Origin of the sequence: Mycoplana ramosa (assembly GCF_041930185.1) — a bacterium.
GTDB classification, from domain to species: Bacteria; Pseudomonadota; Alphaproteobacteria; order Rhizobiales; family Rhizobiaceae; genus Mycoplana; species Mycoplana ramosa.
The window spans coordinates 112448-133496 of record NZ_JBHEEW010000007.1; the positions used below are offsets into that span (position 1 = coordinate 112448).

The following is a 21049-nucleotide window of genomic DNA, read 5'->3' on the forward strand; positions in this document are numbered from 1 at the left end:
TCCGGAACAGCGGGCGCCGATCTTGCCCATACGATCTTGTCCATAGGGGAAGGGCCGTATCAGTTCATCCACTCGCACTGATACACAAGAACGGGGCGCGCAAAACCCTTCAACTGGCGATGACTGGCGCGCACAAAGATGTCGGCCGCGCCATACTCCCTGTAGATATTCTCTGAAACCAGGATCTGATCGCCGCTCGCCGCGGCGCACAGCCTTGCGGCCAACTGGACTGTGGCACCAAAAAGATCGTTGCTGTCTTCGACCGGCTCGCCGCAATCGATGCCGATCCTGACATGAACCGGTTCGGAACTGCTGGCATTGAAGCGTCGGAACTCGCGCTGGATGTCCATGGAACAGTCGACGGCCGAGACGATCGAGGAGAAGGCGGCCATGATACCGTCGCCGGTATGCTTGATTTCCCGGCCATTCACCCGGCTGAGGCAGCGGCGCACAAGGGAGTCGTGCGCTCGGACAAGTTCCGTCGCCGTCCGATCACCCAGACGCGATGTCATTTCCGTCGATCCGACGATGTCGGTGAAGAGAATGGCGCGATGCCCGGAATCATTTTCAGTGGCGTTTGACGGCGTCAGATCCTCTATGCGTCCGAGAAACGCCTCGACGGCCGACAGCGGTACCTCCAGAACCTCAGCGGCGACAAAGCCGTGAGCCTCGCGATGGACGCACTGAGCGGTTTCGGCATCAGGAGCGTCAATCAGGCAGAACGTGTTCCCGTTGCGGTGGTCGAACCAGTAGGTGAGGAACTTGACGCCATACTGGTCCTGTATGCTCAGATCCTTGAGGTGAGCCTGGGCCACGTCCGCCGCGGACACACCCGGAAGCATGTGCCGGTCTATGAAGATTGGCATTCGCTAGCTCCTGCCAAGACCATCGGGGGGATGGAAGTCTAGAGCAGGCGTCGCCGATCGTCCATCGTCCTTTCGCGGAGTGAGGGCCGTTGCGAACGATTGTCCGCCGCGGAACGGCGGCGGTTTTCCTGCTCGTCGTCTGCCCAAGCTGGCCGCCTTCAGCGCTAGCTCTGCTTCGTCACCTGAGGTTTCGGCCTTCGTTTGATACCCTTCAGCCTTTCACGGAGCCACTGGAAGATCACATCGAGCAGCGGAATCAGGAAGATGCCGACCAGCGCTGCCGCCAGCATGCCGCCGAATCCTGCAAGTGCCCCCATGCTGCCGTCAAAACGGGTTGCGCCAGGCCGCGGCCGGGCGGAGGGCGGAGCGGCCTATCCGCCCAGGGCCATCGCAACGGCGACGAGCGCCACCCCGATCGCCACCATCAGGAAGCCGGCGCGCCAGGGGTGCCCCACCTGGCGGCCAAAGGCGAAACCGGTCAGGAACAGCATGGCGACGGCGACGATGTTCGAGAGCCTGAGAGCAATCGGCAGGTCGGCAAAGAGGAGGAGGGGGGCGGCGACCGGGAACAGGCACAGAAAGACGAGCAGGAAGACGCCGAGGGCCGCCAGATAATCCTCTCCTTTGAAACCGGTTTCGAGGGTTTCGGGCGGGAGACCGGCGAGATGCAGCCGGATGCGATCCAGGTCGGATGCTGTCAGCGCCGGCAGGACGGCGGGTGGGAGGTTCTCCGCGACGATCGTGCGGCCGGCCGCCGGGCTTTCGGCGCCGCGGATCGCCTCGATCGCGGAGATCGCCAGCCGGCGTTCCCCATGCACGCCCATCAGGTACATCACGGCATCGATGATGGCCCAGGCGAGGTTGCAGCCCAGCGCCCCGAGCAGAACGGCCGGCACGTCCGCCCGGCCGGCCCCGGCTGTGGCGAGGGACAACGTAAAGGTCAGGACCATGATCAGGCCGAACAGAACCTCGCTTGCCCGCGCCACCGGGTCGAGCACGCGGCGGGATGTGGCGGCGCGCATCGTGGCGGCCTCGCCCCGTGTCACAGTCGCCGGAGGAGGATCGTGCTTCATGGTCATGGCGCGGGCGGCAGCAGGAACAGGGTCAACGCGAAAATCGCATAGACCATCAGGATCATCACGCCGACGAACCAGGCGGAGCGGCCGCCGTTCGTCATCAGCGCCGCCGCCATGGTCGCGATCAGCATCATCACGATCGCGCCCGGCCAGAACTGCAGGCTCATCGGCTGCGGCCCGATGACGTAGCTCACGAGCACAAGGACCGGCGCCACGAAGAGCGCGATCTGCGCGGCGCTGCCGAGCGCGATGCCGACGCTCAGGTCGAGGCGGTCCTTGGCGGCGGCCGAGAAGGCCGTCGTCATCTCGGCGGCGGCGCCGACGATCGCGACGACGACGAAGCCGACGAAGGCGGGCGACATTCCCAGGGTCTCGGCGGCGATCTGCACCGAGGACACGAAAACCTCGCTGACCAGCGCGATCAGCACCGTCACCAGCGCCAGGGTGACCAGGGCGAACCTGATCGGCCACGGCTCCTCTTCCGCCTTGCCATGGCCGGCGCTCGCAAAGGCCTCCTTGTGGGTCCTCAGGGAGAAAAGCAGCGAGAGCCCGTAGGCGAGGATCAGCAGGACCGAGAGCCCGAGGCTGAGGGGCTGGGTGACGGCTTGGCGTCCGTCCACCTGGGCGACGAATGAGGGCACGAGCAGAGCCATGGTCGCTAGGAACAGCAGGCCGGACTGGACGCGTGCGGTTATCCGGTTGAACTCCTGCTCGTGGTGCTTCAGCCCACCGATCAGGAAGGCCGCGCCGAGCATGAAAAGGGTGTTGGTGACGACAGCGCCGGCGATCGAGGCCTTCACCAGCAGGTATTGGCCGGCCTGAAGCGCCGTCAGCGCGATGACGAGTTCCGTGAGGTTGCCGAGCGTGGCGTTCAGCAGGCCGCCGACGGCATCGCCGGTCCGCTCCGCCACCGACTCGGTCGCCCGGCTCAGCAGCGCCGCAAGAGGAACGATGGCCAGGACCGAGAGCAGGAACAGCAGCGTATGGCGTTCGGGCCAGAGGCGTTCGCCCGCAAGGGCGACGGGAACGAACACCAGCAGCCAGAGCAGCGGGGACGTTCGCATCTCGGTCAGGGCACGATCCATTTGCACGCTACCCCGCTTGGCTCCCGGGGCGCAAAGACCCCCGAACCGGACGACCAAAGCATGTCGCGCAAAAGTGTGCAGCGGTTTTGCGAAAACGACATGCGATAATACAAGGGCTTAAAGCGCGGGACGCGAAGCCGAACGATTGCGATGCGCTTTAGACGTCTATTCTGAAGCGCTCGAGGCCGTGAAACTCCAAGAGACGATCTCCTCGAAGTTTCGCGCGACGTCCGGAAGGCCCGCAGTTGTCGATAATCGTATCACGCGACAGCGGTCGCACCTTGATCTGGCTCAAGTTCACCGCCGGCCGGCGGGTCAAATCTTCGTCCGGCGGTCTGGTGCGGATCGTCGCCTGCGCGAGGGCTGTCACCGCCGCACGAAAAACCAGATCCCCGCAAAGATGAAGCCGATCGTGAAGACCTTGCCGGGTGCGGTCTGGGGCGCGATGTCGTCGCCGACGCTGGCGATTGCCGTAAGGCTGCTTGCATCGATACGTTTGCCCAGGCTCTGCCCGCGCACTCGGGTCAAGCGCTGCGGACCAGCGGCAAACGCTACGGGCGCCTAAAGATGAAGATTGGAATGGTGCCCGGAGGCGGATTTGAACCACCGACACGCGGATTTTCAATCCGCTGCTCTACCAACTGAGCTATCCGGGCATCCTTGTTGGCTTCCATCGGAAGCCGTGGGGCGGTTGGTTTCGCCCCGGAAGCGAGCGGGGTTATAGCATCTTGCTCGACGGTGTCCAGCCCCCCTGTCCGATTTTCGCTGGAAAAAACGAGCGATGGCAAGCTGCGGAAACAATTGAATTTTCCGCCACGATGTCCAGCCCTTACGCCTCTTCGTCAGGCCTTCTCTCGTCTTCGCTGGCGGGAATGGCATAGGAACCCGACAGCCAGCGGTTCAGGTCGATGCTGCGGCACCGATCCGAGCAGAAGGGATAGTGTTCCCGCGCCGAGGCCCGGCCGCATTCGGGGCAGGGGTGGCTCTTGCGCAATGGCGCGACCTTGGCGGTCGGCTTTTCCTCTTTCGCCGGCATACTCTCAGGCCTCGACCCAGCGCCTGTGGATGTCGTAGCCCTCGCCCGAAAGGAGCGACAGCGTCTCTTGCAGCGGCAGGCCGACGACGTTGGTATAGGACCCCACCAGCTTGACGACGAAGCTGCCGGCGATCCCCTGAATGGCATATCCGCCCGCCTTGCCGCGCCACTGGCCGGAGGCAAGATAGTTTTCGATATCAAGCCCCGACAGGCGCTTGAAGCGGACTTTCGTATCGACGATGCGCTGGCGGATTTTTTTGTCCGGCGTGATCAGGCAAATTCCGGTGAAGACGCGGTGGCTGCGGCCGGAGAGCAGATGCAGCGCGCTCGACGCCTCGTCGACCATCTCGGTCTTGGGCAGGATGCGCCGGCCAACCGCCACCACGGTATCGGCTGCCAGGATATAGCTGCCCAGCGCGCCCGGATCGCCCTTGATCGCGGTCAGTGCCGCTTCGGCCTTCTCGGCGCACAGACGCCGCGCCAGCGAGCGCGGATGTTCCGATTTCTTCGGCGTCTCGTCGAGGTCCATCGGCATCAGACGGTCGGGCTCGATGCCAACCTGCGCCAGAAGCTCGACGCGGCGCGGTGAGCCGGATGCCAGGATGAGCTTGTCGTCGAATGCCATGAAACCTCGAAGGAGCCTGACGCCAACGCCGGTGGCGCCGGGAGCCGTGCTTACTTGAAACGGTAGGTGATGCGGCCCTTGGTGAGGTCGTAGGGGGTCATTTCGACCAGGACCTTGTCGCCGGCGAGCACGCGGATGCGGTTCTTGCGCATGCGGCCGGCCGTGTGCGCGATGATTTCATGCTCGTTCTCGAGCTTGACGCGGAAAGTGGCGTTCGGCAGCAGTTCCGTCACGACGCCCGGAAATTCTAGGACTTCTTCTTTGGCCATACTGTGGTGATGATCCTTCGTTGATGGGCCGCACGATGCTGCCCCTCGCAATTTTGCCGGAAACTACACAATCGGTGGTCCTTTGTGAACACCAATGATTCGGCTTTCTGCAATTGCGGGCGCTACAACTCGTCTTTGCCTAGGAAGATGCGGCCATGCCGTTGCCCAGATGACGTCCGATCAGCGAAGCGAGGTGATTGCGCACGTCGCGATAGGCCGCCAGGATCTGCTCGCGCGTTCCCGTGACCACCGTAGGATCGGGGGTCGGCCAGTAAACCACCTCGACGGCGTTGGATCGGGTCAGTTCCAGCGCGGCGTGATGGGCTTCGGGTGCAAGCGTGACGATCAGATCGAAATAGTCGTCCTCAAGTTCTTCGAGCGAGCGGGGCGCGTGGCGCTCGATCGAAAGCCCGATCTCGTCTAGGACGGCGTCGACGAACGGATCGCGCTCGCCCGGCCGGATGCCGGCCGATGCCACGTAGGTGCCCAAGGGCAGGACGCTGCGGGCAATGGCCTCGGCCATTGGCGAGCGCACCGCGTTCATGCGGCACATGAAAAGGAGCGACCTGGGGTTGCGCGTCACGTCCTGTCCCTGCCCTGTGCCGCCGATCATCTCGCTACCCGCGCCAATAGAGCACGCAGACGAGCGTAAACAGCCGCCGCGCCGTGTCGAAATCCAGTTTGATCTTGCCGGCAAGGCGATCCATCAACGTTTGCGATCCGTCGTTGTGGATACCGCGACGGCCCATGTCGATCGCCTCGATCTGGCTCGGAGTGGCCGATCGGATCGCCTGGTAGTAGCTCTCGCAGATCAGGAAGTAGTCCTTCACGATCCGCCGGAAGGGGGTGAGGGAGAGGATGTGTGTCGCCACCGGCCCGCCATCCTCGGTGGTGATGGCAAAGATAAGCTTCGAGTCCATCAGCGACAATTGCAGCCGGTACGGCCCGCCCGAGTGGCCGACGGGCTCGAACACATTCTCCTCGATAAGGTCGAAGATCGCCACCGCCCGTTCATGCTCGACATCCGGTGTGGCGCGGCCGATCGTTTCGTCCAGCACCACGTCGCACAGGCGGAATGCGGGCATTTTCGTCATCCCCGGCGTCAACCTCCCGGATTGAGGCGGATGGCGACGGACCGTGCATGCGCGCCCAAGCCTTCCGCCTCGGCCAGCGTGATGGCGGCGGGGCCGAGCGTGCGGAGCTGGTCCGGGCCGAGCCGGAGGATCGAGGTGCGCTTCATGTAGTCGAGCACCGTCAGACCGGAGGAGAAGCGCGCCGAGCGCGCGGTCGGCAACACATGATTCGAGCCGCCGACATAGTCGCCGATGACTTCGGGCGTGTGGCGGCCGACGAAGATTGCGCCCGCATTGCGGATTTTCGGCACGAAGGTCTCGGCGTCCACCGTGGCGATCTCCAGATGTTCGGCGGCGATCCGGTTTGCCAGCGGTATGGCCTTCTCCAGATCGGGTACAAGGATGATCGCGCCGAAGTCGTGCCAGCTCGCCTCGGCGGTCTCGGCGCGCGGAAGCGTTTTCAGCTGGCGCGCCACCGCGGCCTCGACCGCATCGGCGAGGTCCGCGCTATCGGTGACCAGAATCGACTGGGCGCCGCGATCGTGTTCGGCCTGGGCGAGAAGGTCGGCGGCCAGCCAGTCGGGATCGTTCTCGCCATCGGCAATCACCAGCACCTCCGAGGGGCCGGCGATCATGTCGATGCCGACCGTGCCGAACACCTGGCGTTTGGCGGCGGCGACAAAGGCGTTGCCGGGCCCGGTGATCTTGGCGACCGGCGCGATCGTTTCGGTGCCGTAGGCGAGCGCGGCCACCGCCTGCGCCCCGCCGATGCGGTAGATCTCGTCGATGCCGGCAATGCGGGCGGCCGCCAGAACCACCGGATTGATCGCGCCCTCCTTCGCCGGCACGACCATGACGATGCGCGGCACGCCGGCGACCTTGGCCGGAACCGCGTTCATCAGCACCGAACTCGGATAGCTCGCCGTGCCGCCCGGAACATAGAGTCCCACCGCATCGATCGCCGTCCAGCGCGAGCCGAGGCCGACGCCGATCTCGTCTTCGTAGATGTCGTCCTTCGGGAGCTGGCGGGCGTGGTGCTTCTCGATGCGGGCGGCCGCCAGTTCCAACGCCGCCACCAGTTCGGCCGGCGTCTCGCGGTAGGCCTGTTCGATCTCGTCCGCGCTGACCCGCATGGAGGTGGCGTTGAAATCGAGGCCATCGAAGCGCAGCGAATAGGCCGCGAGCGCCTTGTCCCCGTTGTCGCGTACATCTTCGAGGATGGCGCGTACGGTGGCGTTCACGTCTTCCGAAACTTCCCGCTTGGTGGTCAGGAAGGCGGCAAACCGCGCTTCAAAGTCACCGTCAACGTAATTGAGCCTGATCGCCACGTTCAAACTTCCCTGTCTTTGCGGGGCTTCCGCCCCCCCTTGATCCTGCCCCGCGGCTCTGGCGGGGCGCATCGTCGTCAGCAACACTGCCGACCTAGCCCGCCGGATGGCGCGGTTTCAAGCTGGTTTCCCACGCCCCGCCGGTATCCGCAAGCTGACTTTCTATGCATTCCACCTCAAGTGCGATCGAGGCATCGCCGGACATCAGGAGTTCAACCGTCCCCTCGGGACCGTCTGCTGAGGGCGCAAAGCGGATCGCCAGCAGGGACAGCACGGCGTCGCGATCATTGCGGTCGATGCCGATCGACCGGACAGCGCGCACCCGCTTGAACGCGACCAGCGCACGGCGGCGCTGAAAACCCTTGCGTTTTTCGCCGATCATTTCCCAGGCGAAGCGGTTGAGGGCGACGGAGAAGACGCCATGGCGGGCATCCCAGCTGATGTCGCCCGTCTTGAATACGGCGTCCTGCAGGTGCGCCGAAACGACGGCGAGGTCCTCCGCATCCAGCGCCAGCAACTTCAGAGTGTCCATAGCGTTCCTTCCAGGCGGCCGCGCCGCGTTGCCCTTTCGGGGCGGCTTCCGCTTCGCCCCCCAAGCCGGCCGCGTTGGCAGCGGCGGTCGAGGAAGACGAAAGGCGCTGGCCGCCTGATGTTCCTGTCCAGCAAATAGGACGGGAGGCAGGCCAGCGCAACCGCCGTCCCGATCCATGGTGTTTCCGGACGGCATCGAAATGCGATGAGGTGTCAGTCGCTGACGCGCTCGACGGAGGCGCCGCAGCGACGGAGCTTCTCCTCGAGTCGCTCGAAGCCGCGGTCGAGATGGTAGACGCGCGAAACCATCGTCTCGCCCTCGGCGGCGAGGCCGGCGATCACCAGCGAGACCGAGGCGCGCAGGTCCGTCGCCATGACGGGCGCGCCGCGCAGGCGCTCGACGCCCTCGATCTTCGCGGTCTGGCCGGACAGCGAGATCTTCGCGCCAAGGCGGGCCAGTTCCTGCACGTGCATGAAGCGGTTCTCGAAGATCGTCTCGGTGATGTGCGAGACGCCGGTTGATTTCGTCATCAGCCCCATGAACTGGGCCTGCAGGTCGGTCGGGAAGCCCGGATAGGGATCGGTGACGATGTCGACCGGCTTGATGCCGCCGCCGTTGCGCACGACACGGATGCCGCTTTCGGTCGAGGTGATTTCGGCGCCCGTGCGGCGGATCGCCTCCAGGGCTGTTGCAAGCAGTCCGGCCTCGGTGCCTTCCAGCAGCACGTCGCCACCGGTCATGGCCACGGCCATGGCGTAGGTGCCGGTCTCGATGCGGTCGGGCAGCACGCGGTGGCGCGCACCGGAAAGCGCCGCAACACCCTCGATGGTGATGGTGCTCGTGCCGGCGCCGGTGATCTTTGCGCCCATGGCATTGAGGCACTTGGCGAGGTCCTGAACTTCGGGTTCGCGCGCGGCGTTGCCGATCACCGTCGTGCCGCGGGCAAGGGTTGCCGCCATCAGCATCACGTGCGTCGCGCCGACGGAAACCTTGGGAAAGGTGTAGTGCGCGCCGATCAGGCCGCCGTCGGGTGCTGTGGCGTCGACATAGCCGCCGTCGATCTCGATCCTGGCGCCCAGTGCCGCCAGTCCCTCGATGAAGAGGTCGACCGGGCGCGTGCCGATCGCGCAGCCGCCCGGCAGCGAGACGCGCGCCTTGCCCTCGCGCGCCAGCAGCGGGCCGATGACCCAGAAGCTCGCCCGCATCCGCGAAACCAGCTCGTAAGGAGCGGTCGTGTCGACGATCTGGCGCGAGGTGAAGTGGATGGTGCGCGAATAGCCTTCGCTCTGGCGCTCGCGGCGGCCGTTGACGGAAATGTCGGCGCCGTGATTGCCGAGGATGCGGATGAGCTGCTCGACATCGGCGAGGTGCGGCACGTTTTCCAGCGTCAGCGTGTCGTCCGTCAGGAGCGAGGCGATCATCAGCGGGAGGGCTGCATTCTTGGCGCCCGAAATCGGGATCACGCCCTTGAGCTCGTTGCCGCCTACAATCCTGATACGATCCATGTGTCCCTACGGGCCCGCGCCCGCCTTTCTCAAACTAACGGCTCTTGGAGGAAGGCGCCTCTTTAGAGCATCGTCGCAAAAAAATGAAGTCCGCCGCATTTGCGCGGGCGTGGAAGCATTGATGCCGGGCTGGTCCTGGCTCCCGGGAGGCGCTGCTGCGGCCCGGATCGGGTTCTGGTTTCCGCAACGAACGACGCTGCGGACCGCCCTGATTGCCTCTGTCCCCGGCGCCAGGGTCGACGCTGTTCGATACTAGGTCTCTGATTCGTCCGTTTTTGCGGCAGGCAGGCCTTCGGTTTCGTCGGCGGCCCCTTCGCGGCGGGCACGGGCCTGCTGTTTGCGGCGAGAGAGATTGTCGCGCAATGTCTTTGCCAGCCGCGCCTTGCGCTCCTCGGCGCGTGCGCGCACGGCGTCGCTTTCCGGCGCCCGGGGCTTTGCCTTGCGCCCGCCGTCGGCCCTGTCACCAATCGTGTTGTCCTTGCTTTGCATAGACTATGGATAGCGTGAAACCGCCTCGCGCAAAAGCGCGACCGCGTTTTCCTGAATTTGTTGTCCCCTTCATGCGTTTGCGGCTTGCATAGGGGGTAAGACTGTGGCAATAGGCGCCTCGCTTGACGCGAACGCAGCCACACTGCTTCGCCGGATGCTGCTATAGCTCAGGGGTAGAGCACTCCCTTGGTAAGGGAGAGGCCGAGAGTTCAAATCTCTCTAGCAGCACCAGTTTTTCTTCAGTAAAATCAATGTCTTGCCTGTAGATTGCGGGTCGGTTTCTTCCCTGATCCACCACGCAGGTACGGCGTTCCCGCGCGATGTCGCAGCCGCCCACCCCGTGGCAGACAGGAAGTCTTCGTCGGGACCCGCGGCTACCGTGGGAAAACATTTGCCGCCGTTCTGCCGCCGCTGGCCGCCAAGGGGCAGCGATCTTGCTTGCCGCCGACACGTATTGCGGTCGATGGCTTGTTACTGTTGAAGGCTTGCCATGCCGGCGCTCGCCCCCGTCAGGCCTGTTTCACGATCCTGATAAGCACGAGGAAAATCACGGCGCCGATCGTGGCGTGGACGATCGCCCAGAGGATGCCGCCGCCGACCGCGAGACCAAGCTTGGGAAACAGGTAGCCGGCAATGAAAGCGCCGACAATGCCGATGACCATGTTGCCGACGAGGCCGAAGCCATAGCCGGAGACGACGAGGCCGGCCAACCATCCTGCGATCGCGCCGACGATGAGAAAGACGAGGATGCTTTCGATACCCATGGATGCGCCTCCGGAGAAACAGAGTGTTGATCAGCATCGCCAGCATTGATTGTGCTCGGCGGGATTACAAGAGCGTATCATTTTGCAGCCCGGCCTGCGTTATGCTTGCTCAGATCGCATGCGGCAGTCTTGCGGGTGTCCCGAAAGGCGTGCCATGAGTGTCTCGCAGCGGTTATGCGCAACCGTCGGCAGTCTCGATCAGCTGCGAGGGGTCGGTGCTGTGCGAAAATCAGTGCAGCGAGGTTCGATTTCATGACCAAGACGGATATTGCCCGTCGCGTGTACGACAATGCCTGGAAGCTCGACCCGATCGTGCGCAGCCTGCTGGACACGGACTTCTACAAGCTGCTGATGCTGCAGATGATCTGGAAGCTTTATCCGGACGTCGACGCGACCTTCTCGCTGATCAACCGGACGAAGGCCGTGCGCCTTGCCGACGAGATCGACGAGCAGGAACTGCGCGATCAGCTCGACTATGCCAGAACCATCCGCTTCACCAAGAAGGAGATGATCTGGCTTGCCGGCAACACGTTCTACGGCAAGAAGCAGATCTTTTCGCCGGAGTTTCTCGCCTGGCTCGCCGAATTCCAGCTTCCGGAATACCAGCTGTCGCGCAAGGACGGCCAATACGAGCTGACCTTCGCGGGACGCTGGTCGCACACGACGATGTGGGAGATCCCGGCGCTCGCAATCATCAACGAATTGCGTTCGCGCACCGCGATGAGGGGTATGGGCCCGTTTGCGCTCGACGTGCTCTATGCGCGGGCGAAGGCGAAGATGTGGTCGAAGGTCGAGCAGCTTCGCGCCCACCCGGATTTGCGCATCTCCGATTTCGGCACGCGCCGGCGGCATTCTTTCCTGTGGCAGCGCTGGTGCGTCGAAGCGCTGAAGGAGGGGATCGGCTCATCCTTCTCCGGCACGAGCAACGTGCTGCTGGCGATGGACACCGACCTGGAGGCGCTCGGCACGAATGCGCATGAACTGCCGATGGTGGCGGCGGCATTGACCAAGACCGACGCCGAACTGGCCGAGGCGCCCTACAAGGTGTTGCAGGACTGGAACAGGCTCTATGGCGGCAATCTGCTGATTGTCTTGCCCGATTCCTTCGGCACGGCGGCCTTCCTGAAGAACGCGCCGGACTGGGTTGCCGACTGGACGGGCTTCCGGCCCGACAGTGCGCCGCCGATCGAGGGCGGCGAAAAGATCATCGCCTGGTGGAAGGCCAAGGGGCGTGATCCGCGCGAAAAGCTGCTGATCTTTTCCGACGGCCTGGATGTCGACACGATCATCAAGACCTACGAGCACTTCAAGGGACGCGTGCGCATGAGCTTTGGCTGGGGCACCAACCTCACCAACGACTTTGTCGGCTGCGCACCGCTACCCTTCCGCGGGCTCGATCCGATCTCGATCGTTTGCAAGGTTCGGGACGCCAACGGCCGGCCGGCGGTCAAGCTGTCCGACAATCCGAAGAAGGCCACCGGCGATCCTGCGGAGGTGCAGCGCTACCTGAAATTCTTCGGGACGGAGGATTTCGTCGAGCAGACGGTAAGGGTCTGAACTCGCTTTTCTTAAAGGGCCCCGCTGGACGACCGACGTGCCTCGGCCTGAAACGGCGCTTGTTGGCCGTCCGGTCAAACGCAACCCTGTGCGGTGCCGGCTGCCCCGCAGCGGTCATCATCGTCGGGTAAGCGTGGACATCAGAATATCGCGGTCGTCCGGGCAGGCTGCCGGGCGTCGATGCCGATAAGCGTGGCGACGGCTGCAAGGGTTGCGATAGTCAAAAACACAGCACTCAACAATAGAACAATCATTGCTCGTTCCCAGAGGACGTCATCGTCTCGAATCTGCTTATAGCAATGGAACGTTGCTTAGACCTTGATGTTTTCCAGGCCTGCGCCGTCAAACCTGGCGAAATTTCGCGATTATTGTGGCCCATCGGCCGCAGTAGACACTGCGTTTGGCGGTGCCAATCGGTCCAATCCGCCGCTCCTGGGCCGTTTGTACGGTATGGAACATACCTATGGAATATTCCATTAACCTTCGGGCAAGGAATTAACCATAAACATGAGCCACGCGTCGGAATGGGAAAGTGGACCATTTCCCACTCAGGCATGATGCCGTACCGCCCGTACCGGTTTCGACCCGGTATCAAGCTTCACCGAATTTCACCACGGACCGGCGAACGGACTGTCACAAGGCTCGCTTGTCGGAGCGATGCGGCTTGCGGCCTCGCACAGTCGCCGCAGGACGACCCCATGGGCGAAATTCATCGGCTTGGCTCGGGAAACCGGCCGGCGAACTGCATTGCGCACGGGGACAAAAAGTGCAGGAGATGCCAGCAGAACAGGCTCAGACAGCGCAGGCGGCAAGCCTTCGCGACCGCCTGAGATTCGCTGGCCTGGAGCCATCCCAGGGGGAGCTCCTGCGCGCCCATCGCCAGACGCTCGAACGTCATGTCGAACTGGCGCTCCGCGATCTGTTCCAGCGTTTCCAGACCTTTCCCGATGCCGCCCGCCATTTCCAGAGCGAACGTGCGATCGATCGCCTGCATGACCTTCACGCTTCCCACTGGAGCGTTCTGACCGACGCGCGGTTCGACAGTCTCTATGCCGAGCGGGTGAAGGTCCTGGCCGACGTGGAAAGCCAGATGGGGCTGGACCCGCGATGGCGCATGTCCGGCCACGCGGTCGTGCTCGAACATGTCATCGACGGGCTGGTTGCCGAGTATTGGCCGAAGTCGATCCTGCCGGGCGCAAAGACGAGCCGACGGCAGGAACTGACCGAACTTCTGACAGCCTTTATCCGAACTGCACTGGTCGATGCCGAGATCGGCGTGTCGCTGCGGTTCAACGAACTGCGCCACAATCACCACCGCGCGCTGGGCGAACAGCGCCAGGCGGACCATGGCGCGCTCGAGGGCGCCTTCGGCGATGTCATCCGCAGCCTTGCCAATCTCGACCTTACCCACAGGACGGGCGAACAGATGCCGGACGCCTGGCGCGAGCTCGGCGGAATGCTGGATAGCGCGCTGGAGCAGGCGCAACTGCGCCTGGGTGGCGCGTCCGAACGCGCCGGAACCGCCGATGCCATGGTCCAGACGATTTCCGCGCAGGCGGAGCAGCTTGCCGGGCGTTCGTCGTCGCACTCGGCCGAACTCGCCGATACGGTCGGCTCTCTCGCCGCGATCACCGATCGCCTGAAGGCAACCCTTACCGAAACGCGCAAGGCCGAAACGGCCGTCCGCGCCACGCGGGAGTCGGCCGAGCAAAGCGGCCGCATCGTCGGCGAGGCCAAGGCGGCGATGGCCGACATCGAGGCGTCGGCGGAAAAGATCGGCCAGATCATTGGCGTCATCGACGAGATTGCATTCCAGACGAACCTGCTTGCGCTCAACGCCGGAATCGAGGCGGCGCGAGCCGGCGACAGCGGCCGAGGCTTTGCCGTGGTCGCGCAGGAAGTGCGTTCGCTGGCGCAGCGCTCGGCGGATGCGGCACGTGAGATCAAGCAACTCGTGACGGGTACGAAAGCGCAGGTCGAGGCCGGCGTCGACCGTGTCAACCGGACCCAGGACGCGATCGGCAGCATCGTAAGCCAGGTCGTCGAGATCAATGACGCCATCACGGGCATTGCCCGGCAGAGCGGCGAGGATGTCGCGGGGCTCGACGTTGTGGCCGGCGACCTGGTCAGGATTGGTGCGCAGGCGCGCACCGATGCCGAGTTCGCCAAGGATGTCGGCCAGAACGGTGCCGACTTGCACACGGTCATTCTCGAACTCGGTCAGACGATCCGACAGTTCCACATTGGCCGACAGTCGACAGGCAGCGCTGCGCGGTCGATCGACGCGTCGCGGGAGGCGCGTCTCGTTCCGGCGCCGGGGGTTGCGCCCCCCCGCGCTGCCGGGCGCGGAGGCTAGCATATGCGGGGACGGCCAATGTCCGCCGAGCATGGCCGGCGTGGGTAAGTGTCCGGCCAGAACGGCCATTCTAACAAACAGTCAACGAGATGAGCCGCAGACAAGGAACGAAGAGATGGCGAACAAGAAGGCCACCCAGAAAAGCCTGAGCCTGGCACCCGTGCTGGACCTTAACGAGGCGACCGCGCTTCGCGACAAGCTGATGGCGCTGAAGGGGAACGACCTGACGATCGACGCATCCGCGGTCGAACGCATCGGGGCACTTTGTGCCCAGGTGCTGATGGCAGGTGCGAAGACCTGGGAAGCCGACCGCCGTGCCTACACCGTCACTGGGGCGTCGGAACCGTTCCTGAAGACGATGCAGTTGATCGGCGTCGATATTGAACACCTGCTGGCCAAGGAGACACAGCAATGAAAAAGAAGGTCCTGACCGTGGATGATTCACGGACGATCCGGAACATGCTTCTGGTGACGCTCAACAATGCCGGATTTGAGACGATCCAGGCGGAGGACGGCGTCGAGGGGCTGGAAGTTCTGGATCAGGCCAATCCCGATGTGATCGTCACCGACATCAACATGCCGCGTCTCGACGGGTTCGGTTTCATCGAGGGCGTGCGCCGCAACGAGAAATACCGCGCCATTCCTATCCTCGTCCTGACGACGGAAAGCGATGCCGAAAAGAAAAACCGTGCCCGCCAGGCCGGTGCCACCGGCTGGATCGTCAAGCCGTTCGACCCCACCAAGCTGATCGATGCAATCGAACGCGTAACCGCTTAAATCGAGGTCCTTCCCGATGGATATGAACGAAATCAAGGAGATTTTCTTCCAGGAGTGCGAGGAGCAGCTTGCCGAACTGGAATCCGGTCTCTTGAGGCTGAACGATGGCGATCGCGATCCGGAGACGGTCAATGCCGTTTTCCGCGCGGTGCACTCGATCAAGGGCGGCGCGGGAGCGTTCGGCCTGGATGATCTGGTGTCGTTCGCCCACGTCTTCGAGACCACACTCGATTGCGTTCGATCCAACAAACTCGAGCCGAACCAGGACGTGCTGAAGGTCATGCTGAAGTCGGCCGATGTGCTGGCGGACCTGGTCAGCGCCTCGCGCGATGGCGGCAGCGTCGATGCGGCCCGCAGCAGGCAGCTGATCGGCGAACTGGAAGCGCTGGCAAAGGGCGAGATGCCCGCGGCAAGCGAAGCCCCTGTTGCAAAGCCTGCGCCGGCCCCGACGGAGGTGACGCCAGTTACTGCAACCCCGGTGAGCGATGAAGGCTTCCAGCCCATCCCATTCTCCTTTGATGACTTCGACGATGAGGAACAGCCAGCCGCTCCCTACGTTCCGACCTGCGAAGTTACCTTCCGCCCGAAGCGTGACCTCTACGCCAAGGGCAACGAGGCGGCGCTGCTCCTGCGCGACCTCTCCCGACTGGGTGAGATGAGCATCCATTGCGACATGGAGAGACTGCCGCTGCTTCAGGACATGAACCCGGAAGAGGCCTATTTCTCGTGGACGATCTCGATTTCGACGGAGAAGGGCGAGGACGGCGTTCGTTCGGTCTTCGAGTTCGCCGAATGGGATTGCGATCTCGAGGTCCGCACCATCGAGGACGAGGGCGAGACAGCAGCCGGGGATGACGATGAGCTGCCGATGCAGCCCGTTCCGTTCGATCTCTCGATCCTGGAGGATGGCGCCGACGACGCTGCGACCGCACCCGAGGAGCCGGCCGTGTCGACGGCGACGGACGCTGCGGCCGCAAGCAATGTTCTCCAGCTGGCAAGCGCTCGCGCCGACCTGGCCAAGGAGGAGCCGCGGGCGGCGGCCACGCAGCAGACCGCGAACCAGGCAGCAGCCTCCGCATCGTCGGGCGCGGCCGCTCCCACGATCCGTGTCGATCTTGACCGCGTCGATCGGCTGATCAACCTGGTCGGCGAGCTCGTCATCAACCAGGCCATGCTGTCTCAGAGCGTGGTCGAGAATGACAACGCCGGCGTTTCCTCGATCAACATGGGGCTTGAGGAACTGCAGCAACTGACGCGCGAGATCCAGGACTCGGTGATGGCGATCCGAGCGCAGCCGGTGAAGCCGGTGTTCCAGCGCATGTCTCGGATCGTCCGCGAAATCGCCGACGTTACCGGCAAGTCGGTTCGCCTCATCACCGAGGGTGAAAACACAGAGGTGGACAAGACCGTCATCGACAAGCTCGCCGAGCCGCTGACGCACATGATCCGAAACGCTGTCGACCATGGGCTGGAAACGCCGGAGAAGCGCGTTGCTGCCGGCAAGAACCCGGAAGGCACCGTCCGCCTCACCGCCAAGCATCGCTCGGGCCGCATTGTCATCGAGTTGGCCGACGACGGCGGCGGCATCAACCGCGAGAAGGTGCGCCAGAAGGCGATCGACAACGACCTGATCGCAGCCGACGCCAACCTCTCGGACGAGGAAGTCGACAACCTGATCTTCCATGCCGGCTTTTCGACGGCCGACAAGATCTCCGACATTTCCGGCCGCGGCGTCGGCATGGATGTGGTCAAGCGCTCGATCCAGGCGCTCGGGGGTCGCATCTCGATCTCGTCCAAGCCGGGCCAAGGCTCCGTCTTTACCATGAGCCTGCCGCTGACCCTGGCCGTTCTCGACGGGATGGTCGTCACGGTCGCCGGACAGACGCTGGTGGTGCCGCTGACGGCGATCGTCGAGACGCTGCAACCGGAGGCTTCCGCGATCCATTCGTTCGGCGCCAGCCAGCGGCTGATTTCGATCCGCGACTCCTTCTGCCCATTGGTTGACGTCGGCCGGATCCTGAACTTCCGCTCCGCTCGAGCGAACCCGGTCGAAGGCGTCGCCCTTCTGGTCGAGTCGGAAGGGGGCGGGCAGCGCGCGCTTATGGTCGATGCGATCCAGGGCCAGCGCCAGGTCGTCATCAAGAGCCTGGAGGCCAACTACACGCACGTGCCGGGCATCGCCGCGGCGACGATTCTCGGCGACGGGCGCGTGGCGCTGATCCTCGACGTCGACGCGGTCGTCGCCGCATCGCGTGGGCAGTCCCTCAAACAAGAAGTGTCGCTTGCAGCAGCCGGGTAACGAAATGACGTATGCAGCCAAGGCATTGACGCAGGGTCGGGAACTGATCGCCTTTCGCATCGGTGATCAGGAGTTCTGCGTGAACATCATGTCGGTGCGGGAAATTCGGGGTTGGACACCCGTCACCCCGATGCCGCACGCGCCCCATTATGTGCTCGGCATCCTAAACCTGCGCGGTGCGGTGCTGCCGATCATCGACCTGTCGCTCCGGCTCGGCATGAAACCGGCCGAACCGACGGTCCGTCACGTCATCATCGTCGCCCAGGTCGGCGCAAAGATGGTCGGCCTGCTGGTCGACGCCGTTTCCGACATCCTCACGGTGACGGACGAGAACGTCCAGGCGACGCCGGACATTGCCAATGAGCTGGAGAAGAACTACGCCCGCGGCATCCTCGCGATCGAAGGCCGCATGATCTGCATGATCGAGCTCGAATCGCTGTTTCCGCAGATTGAAAGTGAAGCCGCATGAAACTGTCGACTGCGTTCGATCCCAGACTTTCGCCGGACGAATGCCTGGCCAGCGGCGAATACCCGCTGACGCGCCGTGACCTGTCTGAGATCGCCGCGATGATCTACGCCGACGCCGGCATCTACCTCAATGAATCGAAGGCCTCGCTCGTCTATTCGCGGCTGTCGAAGCATATCCGCAATCTCGGGCTGAAGGGCTTTCGCGAATACTGCGAGCTGGTGTCGTCCCCCGCCGGGGCTGCGGCGCGGCGCGAGATGCTGTCGCATCTGACCACGAACTTTACCCGCTTCTTCCGCGAGAACCATCATTTCGATCACCTGAAGACCGAAGTCCTCCCGGAGTTGATCGCTCGCGCGAAAGCTGGCGGCCGCGTGCGGATCTGGTCGGCGGCCTGTTCGGACGGACAGGAGCCCTATTCCATCGCCCTGACCGTGCTGTCGCTGCTGCCGAACGCCACGGACTATGACTTCCGGATCCTCGCCACCGACATCGACCCGAAGATCCTGGCCCAGGCGCGCCTCGGCGCCTACGACGCGACGGCGCTGGAAACGGTCAACCCGGCGATGCGCAAGCAATTTTTCCGCGAGGTCGAGATCGATGGCCGCCAGAAGTGGCAGATCGACGACCGGGTGAAGAAGCTCATCACCTACAACGAGCTCAACCTGATGGCCCAATGGCCGTTCAAGGGACCATTCGACGTGATCTTCTGCCGCAACGTCGTCATCTATTTCGACGAGCCGACGCAGATGACGATCTGGGCGCGGTTTTCCGGGATGCTGGCCGAGGGCGGCCATCTCTATATCGGCCATTCCGAGCGCGTGTCGGGCGAGGCCAAGGCGCTGTATGACAACATCGGCATCACCACCTACCGATACATCGGCAAGGGAGGACGCGCATGACTGCACCAGCCCGCGTGCTTGTCGTAGACGATTCCCCCACCATGCGTGGCCTGATCACGGCCGTGCTCAGCGCGGATCCGGGCATCACCGTCGTCGGCCAGGCCGGCGACGCGATGGAGGCGCGCAACGCCATCAAGCAGCTCAATCCGGACGTGGTCACGCTTGACATCGAGATGCCGAACATGAACGGGCTCGAGTTTCTCGACAAGATCATGCGGCTTCGCCCGATGCCGGTGATCATGGTGTCGACGCTGACGCATCGCGGCGCGGATGCAAGCCTGGCGGCGCTCGAGATCGGCGCCTTCGATTGCGTCGGCAAGCCCCAGCCGGGTGATGCGCGGCCGTTTGGAGACCTCGCCGAAAAGGTGAAGGCGGCCGCCCGCTCGCAACGACGCGATTTCAAGGTGGAGCCGGTTGCACCGCCGCAGGCGGCAAGCACCAGCGCCACCAGCTACCGAAATGGCCGCAAGATCGTTGCCATCGGCGCGTCCACGGGTGGTGTGGAGGCACTCATTACTGTACTGCAAAAATTCCCGGTCAATTGCCCGCCGACGGTGATCACCCAGCACATGCCGCCCTCGTTCACCAAGAGCTTTGCGGAGCGGCTCAACCGTCTGTGCGCGCCTAGGGTCGAGGAAGCGACGGACGGCGCCCGGCTGGAAATCGGCAAGATCTACCTGGCGCCGGGCGGCGAGCGCCATCTTCAGGTGGCGAATGCGACGGCACCCTGCTGCCGTCTTCTGGATCGCGATCCGGTCAACGGTCACCGACCCTCGGTCGATGTGCTGTTTGATTCGGTCGCCGAGCTTGCCGGCCGCAATGCCGTGGGCGTCATCCTGACCGGGATGGGGCGCGACGGAGCGGCGGGCCTACTGAAAATGCGTCATGCCGGTGCGCGAACCATCGGCCAGAACGAAAGAACATGCGTCGTATACGGGATGCCCCGAGTGGCATTCGAACTGGGCGCAGTCGAACACCAGTTTCCGCTCGCGTCCATCGGGGAGGAAATTCTGAAGATCACTGCCGCCCGTAGAGAAGGGAGCGAATAATGTCTATCGCCGAGAAAATTAAGGTCCTCATTGTCGACGATCAGGTGACGAGTCGCCTGCTTCTGGGAGACGCGCTGCAGCAGCTCGGCTTCAAGCAGATCACCGCGGCCGGGGATGGCGAGCAGGGCCTGAAGATCATGACCCAGCAGCCGCATCACCTGGTGATCTCCGACTTCAACATGCCGAAGATGGACGGCCTGGTGTTCCTGCAGCACGTCCGTGCCAATCCGGCCACGAAGAAGGCGGCGTTCATCATCCTGACGGCCCAGGGCGATCGGGCGCTGGTGCAGAAGGCGGCGGCGCTCGGCGCCAACAACGTGCTCGCCAAGCCGTTCACGATCGAGAAGATGAAGGCGGCAATCGAAGCCGTGTTCGGGGCATTGAAATGAACACCGATGCCGGGACGCGCCGCGTCCACGTGATACAGGGCGAATACAAGGTGGTGAGCGAGCCGGACGTCGTGCTGACGACGATCCTGGGGTCCTGCGTTGCCGCCTGCCTGCGCGACCCGGTAACCGGTGTCGGTGGAATGAACCATTTCCTCCTCCCCGGATCGGCGGAGGCGATGGTGTCCGGCGGCGATGCGACCCGCTACGGTGTGCACCTGATGGAACTGTTGATCAACGGTCTCTTGAAGAACGGCGCCCGGCGCGACCGGCTGGAGGCCAAGATCTTCGGCGGTGCCAGAACGATGGCCCGCTTCTCCAATGTCGGCGAGCAGAATGCGCGCTTCGCCCGGCAGTTTCTGACGGACGAGGGGATCAGGATCGTTGGCGAAAGCACCGGTGGTGAGCATGGAAGAAAGCTGGAGTTCTGGCCTTCGACCGGGCGGGCCCGCCAGCATGCGCTCACCGGCGTGGAGACGCAACGTGCCGTCGCTCTGGAGTCGCAACCGGTATTGGCGCCGAAGCCTGTCGAAAGCTCGATCGAATTCTTCTGAGGCTGCGGGCCGGCCTTGCGACGCAAATGCATACAGCCGCACGATGCGCGCCGGG

Annotated in this window: 25 protein-coding genes and 2 tRNA genes; 11 read left to right on the top strand and 16 right to left on the bottom strand. The window is 63.8% G+C overall.

Translation table 11 applies throughout. The features are described 5' to 3' along the window. Window positions 1-59: 59 nt before the first annotated feature. From JNC62_RS10875 to JNC62_RS10945, 15 genes are all read right to left on the bottom strand, one after another. Window positions 60-866: a nickel-binding protein gene (locus tag JNC62_RS10875; RefSeq protein ID WP_374838636.1), complete on the bottom strand. Its 807-nt coding sequence runs from the start codon at window positions 864-866 to the stop codon at window positions 60-62. 164 nt (window positions 867-1030) lie between these two features. After that, window positions 1031-1183, bottom strand: coding sequence for a hypothetical protein (locus JNC62_RS10880; RefSeq protein WP_374838638.1), 153 nt, complete (start codon window positions 1181-1183; stop codon window positions 1031-1033). Window positions 1184-1237: 54 nt separating this feature from the next. Then, window positions 1238-1888, bottom strand: coding sequence for a VIT family protein (locus JNC62_RS10885; RefSeq protein WP_374838639.1), 651 nt, complete (start codon window positions 1886-1888; stop codon window positions 1238-1240). Window positions 1889-1941: 53 nt separating this feature from the next. Next, a complete protein-coding gene (cax, locus tag JNC62_RS10890) occupies window positions 1942-3027 on the bottom strand; it encodes a calcium/proton exchanger (RefSeq protein WP_374838641.1) in 1086 nt (361 codons plus the stop codon). 366 nt (window positions 3028-3393) lie between these two features. Continuing rightward, window positions 3394-3555 carry a hypothetical protein gene (locus JNC62_RS10895; RefSeq protein WP_374838642.1) on the bottom strand — a complete coding sequence of 54 codons (162 nt, stop codon included), beginning with the start codon at window positions 3553-3555 and terminating at the stop codon, window positions 3394-3396. 52 nt (window positions 3556-3607) lie between these two features. After that, a tRNA-Phe gene (locus JNC62_RS10900) sits at window positions 3608-3683 on the bottom strand. Window positions 3684-3856: 173 nt separating this feature from the next. Next, complete coding sequence (yacG, locus tag JNC62_RS10905; RefSeq protein WP_374838644.1) at window positions 3857-4063, bottom strand: DNA gyrase inhibitor YacG; 207 nt, start codon at window positions 4061-4063, stop codon at window positions 3857-3859. A gap of 4 nt (window positions 4064-4067) precedes the next feature. Then, complete coding sequence (locus JNC62_RS10910; RefSeq protein WP_374838645.1) at window positions 4068-4688, bottom strand: Maf-like protein; 621 nt, start codon at window positions 4686-4688, stop codon at window positions 4068-4070. A 50-nt stretch (window positions 4689-4738) separates the two neighbouring features. After that, window positions 4739-4957, bottom strand: coding sequence for a translation initiation factor IF-1 (infA, locus tag JNC62_RS10915; RefSeq protein WP_004435948.1), 219 nt, complete (start codon window positions 4955-4957; stop codon window positions 4739-4741). A gap of 139 nt (window positions 4958-5096) precedes the next feature. Further along, complete coding sequence (locus JNC62_RS10920) at window positions 5097-5570, bottom strand: arsenate-mycothiol transferase ArsC (RefSeq protein ID WP_374838647.1); 474 nt, start codon at window positions 5568-5570, stop codon at window positions 5097-5099. A gap of 4 nt (window positions 5571-5574) precedes the next feature. Further along, window positions 5575-6042 (bottom strand): UPF0262 family protein, encoded by a 468-nt coding sequence (locus tag JNC62_RS10925; RefSeq protein ID WP_374838649.1) that lies wholly within the window; start codon window positions 6040-6042, stop codon window positions 5575-5577. Window positions 6043-6059: 17 nt separating this feature from the next. Continuing rightward, the gene (gene hisD / locus JNC62_RS10930; RefSeq protein ID WP_374838650.1) at window positions 6060-7358 is read right to left on the bottom strand and encodes a histidinol dehydrogenase; all 1299 of its coding nucleotides are present in this window, start codon (window positions 7356-7358) and stop codon (window positions 6060-6062) included. A 94-nt stretch (window positions 7359-7452) separates the two neighbouring features. Continuing rightward, on the bottom strand, window positions 7453-7890 hold the full coding sequence (locus tag JNC62_RS10935) for a DUF2948 family protein (RefSeq protein WP_374838652.1): 438 nt from the start codon (window positions 7888-7890) through the stop codon (window positions 7453-7455). Between the two features lie 212 nt (window positions 7891-8102). After that, window positions 8103-9395, bottom strand: a complete 1293-nt coding sequence (murA, locus tag JNC62_RS10940; RefSeq protein WP_374838654.1) for a UDP-N-acetylglucosamine 1-carboxyvinyltransferase — start codon at window positions 9393-9395, stop codon at window positions 8103-8105. Between the two features lie 252 nt (window positions 9396-9647). Next, a complete protein-coding gene (locus JNC62_RS10945) occupies window positions 9648-9884 on the bottom strand; it encodes a hypothetical protein (RefSeq protein ID WP_374838656.1) in 237 nt (78 codons plus the stop codon). 156 nt (window positions 9885-10040) lie between these two features. Between JNC62_RS10945 and JNC62_RS10950 the strand changes: the two genes are divergently transcribed. Continuing rightward, window positions 10041-10115: transfer RNA gene (locus tag JNC62_RS10950), tRNA-Thr, on the top strand. A 278-nt stretch (window positions 10116-10393) separates the two neighbouring features. Here JNC62_RS10950 and JNC62_RS10955 read toward each other — a convergent pair. After that, the gene (locus JNC62_RS10955) at window positions 10394-10648 is read right to left on the bottom strand and encodes a GlsB/YeaQ/YmgE family stress response membrane protein (protein WP_374838658.1); all 255 of its coding nucleotides are present in this window, start codon (window positions 10646-10648) and stop codon (window positions 10394-10396) included. A gap of 252 nt (window positions 10649-10900) precedes the next feature. On the opposite strand from JNC62_RS10955, the gene pncB reads away from it, so the two are divergent. From pncB to cheD, 10 genes are all read left to right on the top strand, one after another. Next, the gene (gene pncB / locus JNC62_RS10960; RefSeq protein ID WP_374838660.1) at window positions 10901-12205 is read left to right on the top strand and encodes a nicotinate phosphoribosyltransferase; all 1305 of its coding nucleotides are present in this window, start codon (window positions 10901-10903) and stop codon (window positions 12203-12205) included. Window positions 12206-12980: 775 nt separating this feature from the next. Continuing rightward, window positions 12981-14561, top strand: coding sequence for a globin-coupled sensor protein (locus JNC62_RS10965; protein ID WP_374838662.1), 1581 nt, complete (start codon window positions 12981-12983; stop codon window positions 14559-14561). A 115-nt stretch (window positions 14562-14676) separates the two neighbouring features. Beyond that, a complete protein-coding gene (locus JNC62_RS10970) occupies window positions 14677-14976 on the top strand; it encodes an STAS domain-containing protein (protein WP_374838664.1) in 300 nt (99 codons plus the stop codon). Further along, a complete protein-coding gene (gene cheY1, locus JNC62_RS10975; protein ID WP_310411144.1) occupies window positions 14973-15338 on the top strand; it encodes a chemotaxis response regulator CheY1 in 366 nt (121 codons plus the stop codon). Before JNC62_RS10970 ends, cheY1 begins: the two co-directional genes overlap by 4 nt. A gap of 16 nt (window positions 15339-15354) precedes the next feature. Beyond that, the gene (locus JNC62_RS10980) at window positions 15355-17637 is read left to right on the top strand and encodes a chemotaxis protein CheA (RefSeq protein ID WP_374838666.1); all 2283 of its coding nucleotides are present in this window, start codon (window positions 15355-15357) and stop codon (window positions 17635-17637) included. A 4-nt stretch (window positions 17638-17641) separates the two neighbouring features. After that, a complete protein-coding gene (locus JNC62_RS10985; protein WP_374838668.1) occupies window positions 17642-18106 on the top strand; it encodes a chemotaxis protein CheW in 465 nt (154 codons plus the stop codon). Continuing rightward, window positions 18103-19005, top strand: coding sequence for a protein-glutamate O-methyltransferase CheR (gene cheR, locus JNC62_RS10990; RefSeq protein ID WP_374838670.1), 903 nt, complete (start codon window positions 18103-18105; stop codon window positions 19003-19005). Before JNC62_RS10985 ends, cheR begins: the two co-directional genes overlap by 4 nt. After that, window positions 19002-20054, top strand: coding sequence for a protein-glutamate O-methylesterase CheB (gene cheB / locus JNC62_RS10995; protein WP_374838672.1), 1053 nt, complete (start codon window positions 19002-19004; stop codon window positions 20052-20054). The genes cheR and cheB overlap by 4 nt, the downstream gene beginning before the upstream one ends. Further along, window positions 20054-20443, top strand: a complete 390-nt coding sequence (locus tag JNC62_RS11000) for a response regulator (RefSeq protein WP_310411129.1) — start codon at window positions 20054-20056, stop codon at window positions 20441-20443. Before cheB ends, JNC62_RS11000 begins: the two co-directional genes overlap by 1 nt. Beyond that, window positions 20440-20994, top strand: a complete 555-nt coding sequence (gene cheD / locus JNC62_RS11005; RefSeq protein ID WP_374838674.1) for a chemoreceptor glutamine deamidase CheD — start codon at window positions 20440-20442, stop codon at window positions 20992-20994. Before JNC62_RS11000 ends, cheD begins: the two co-directional genes overlap by 4 nt. Window positions 20995-21049: the final 55 nt, after the last annotated feature.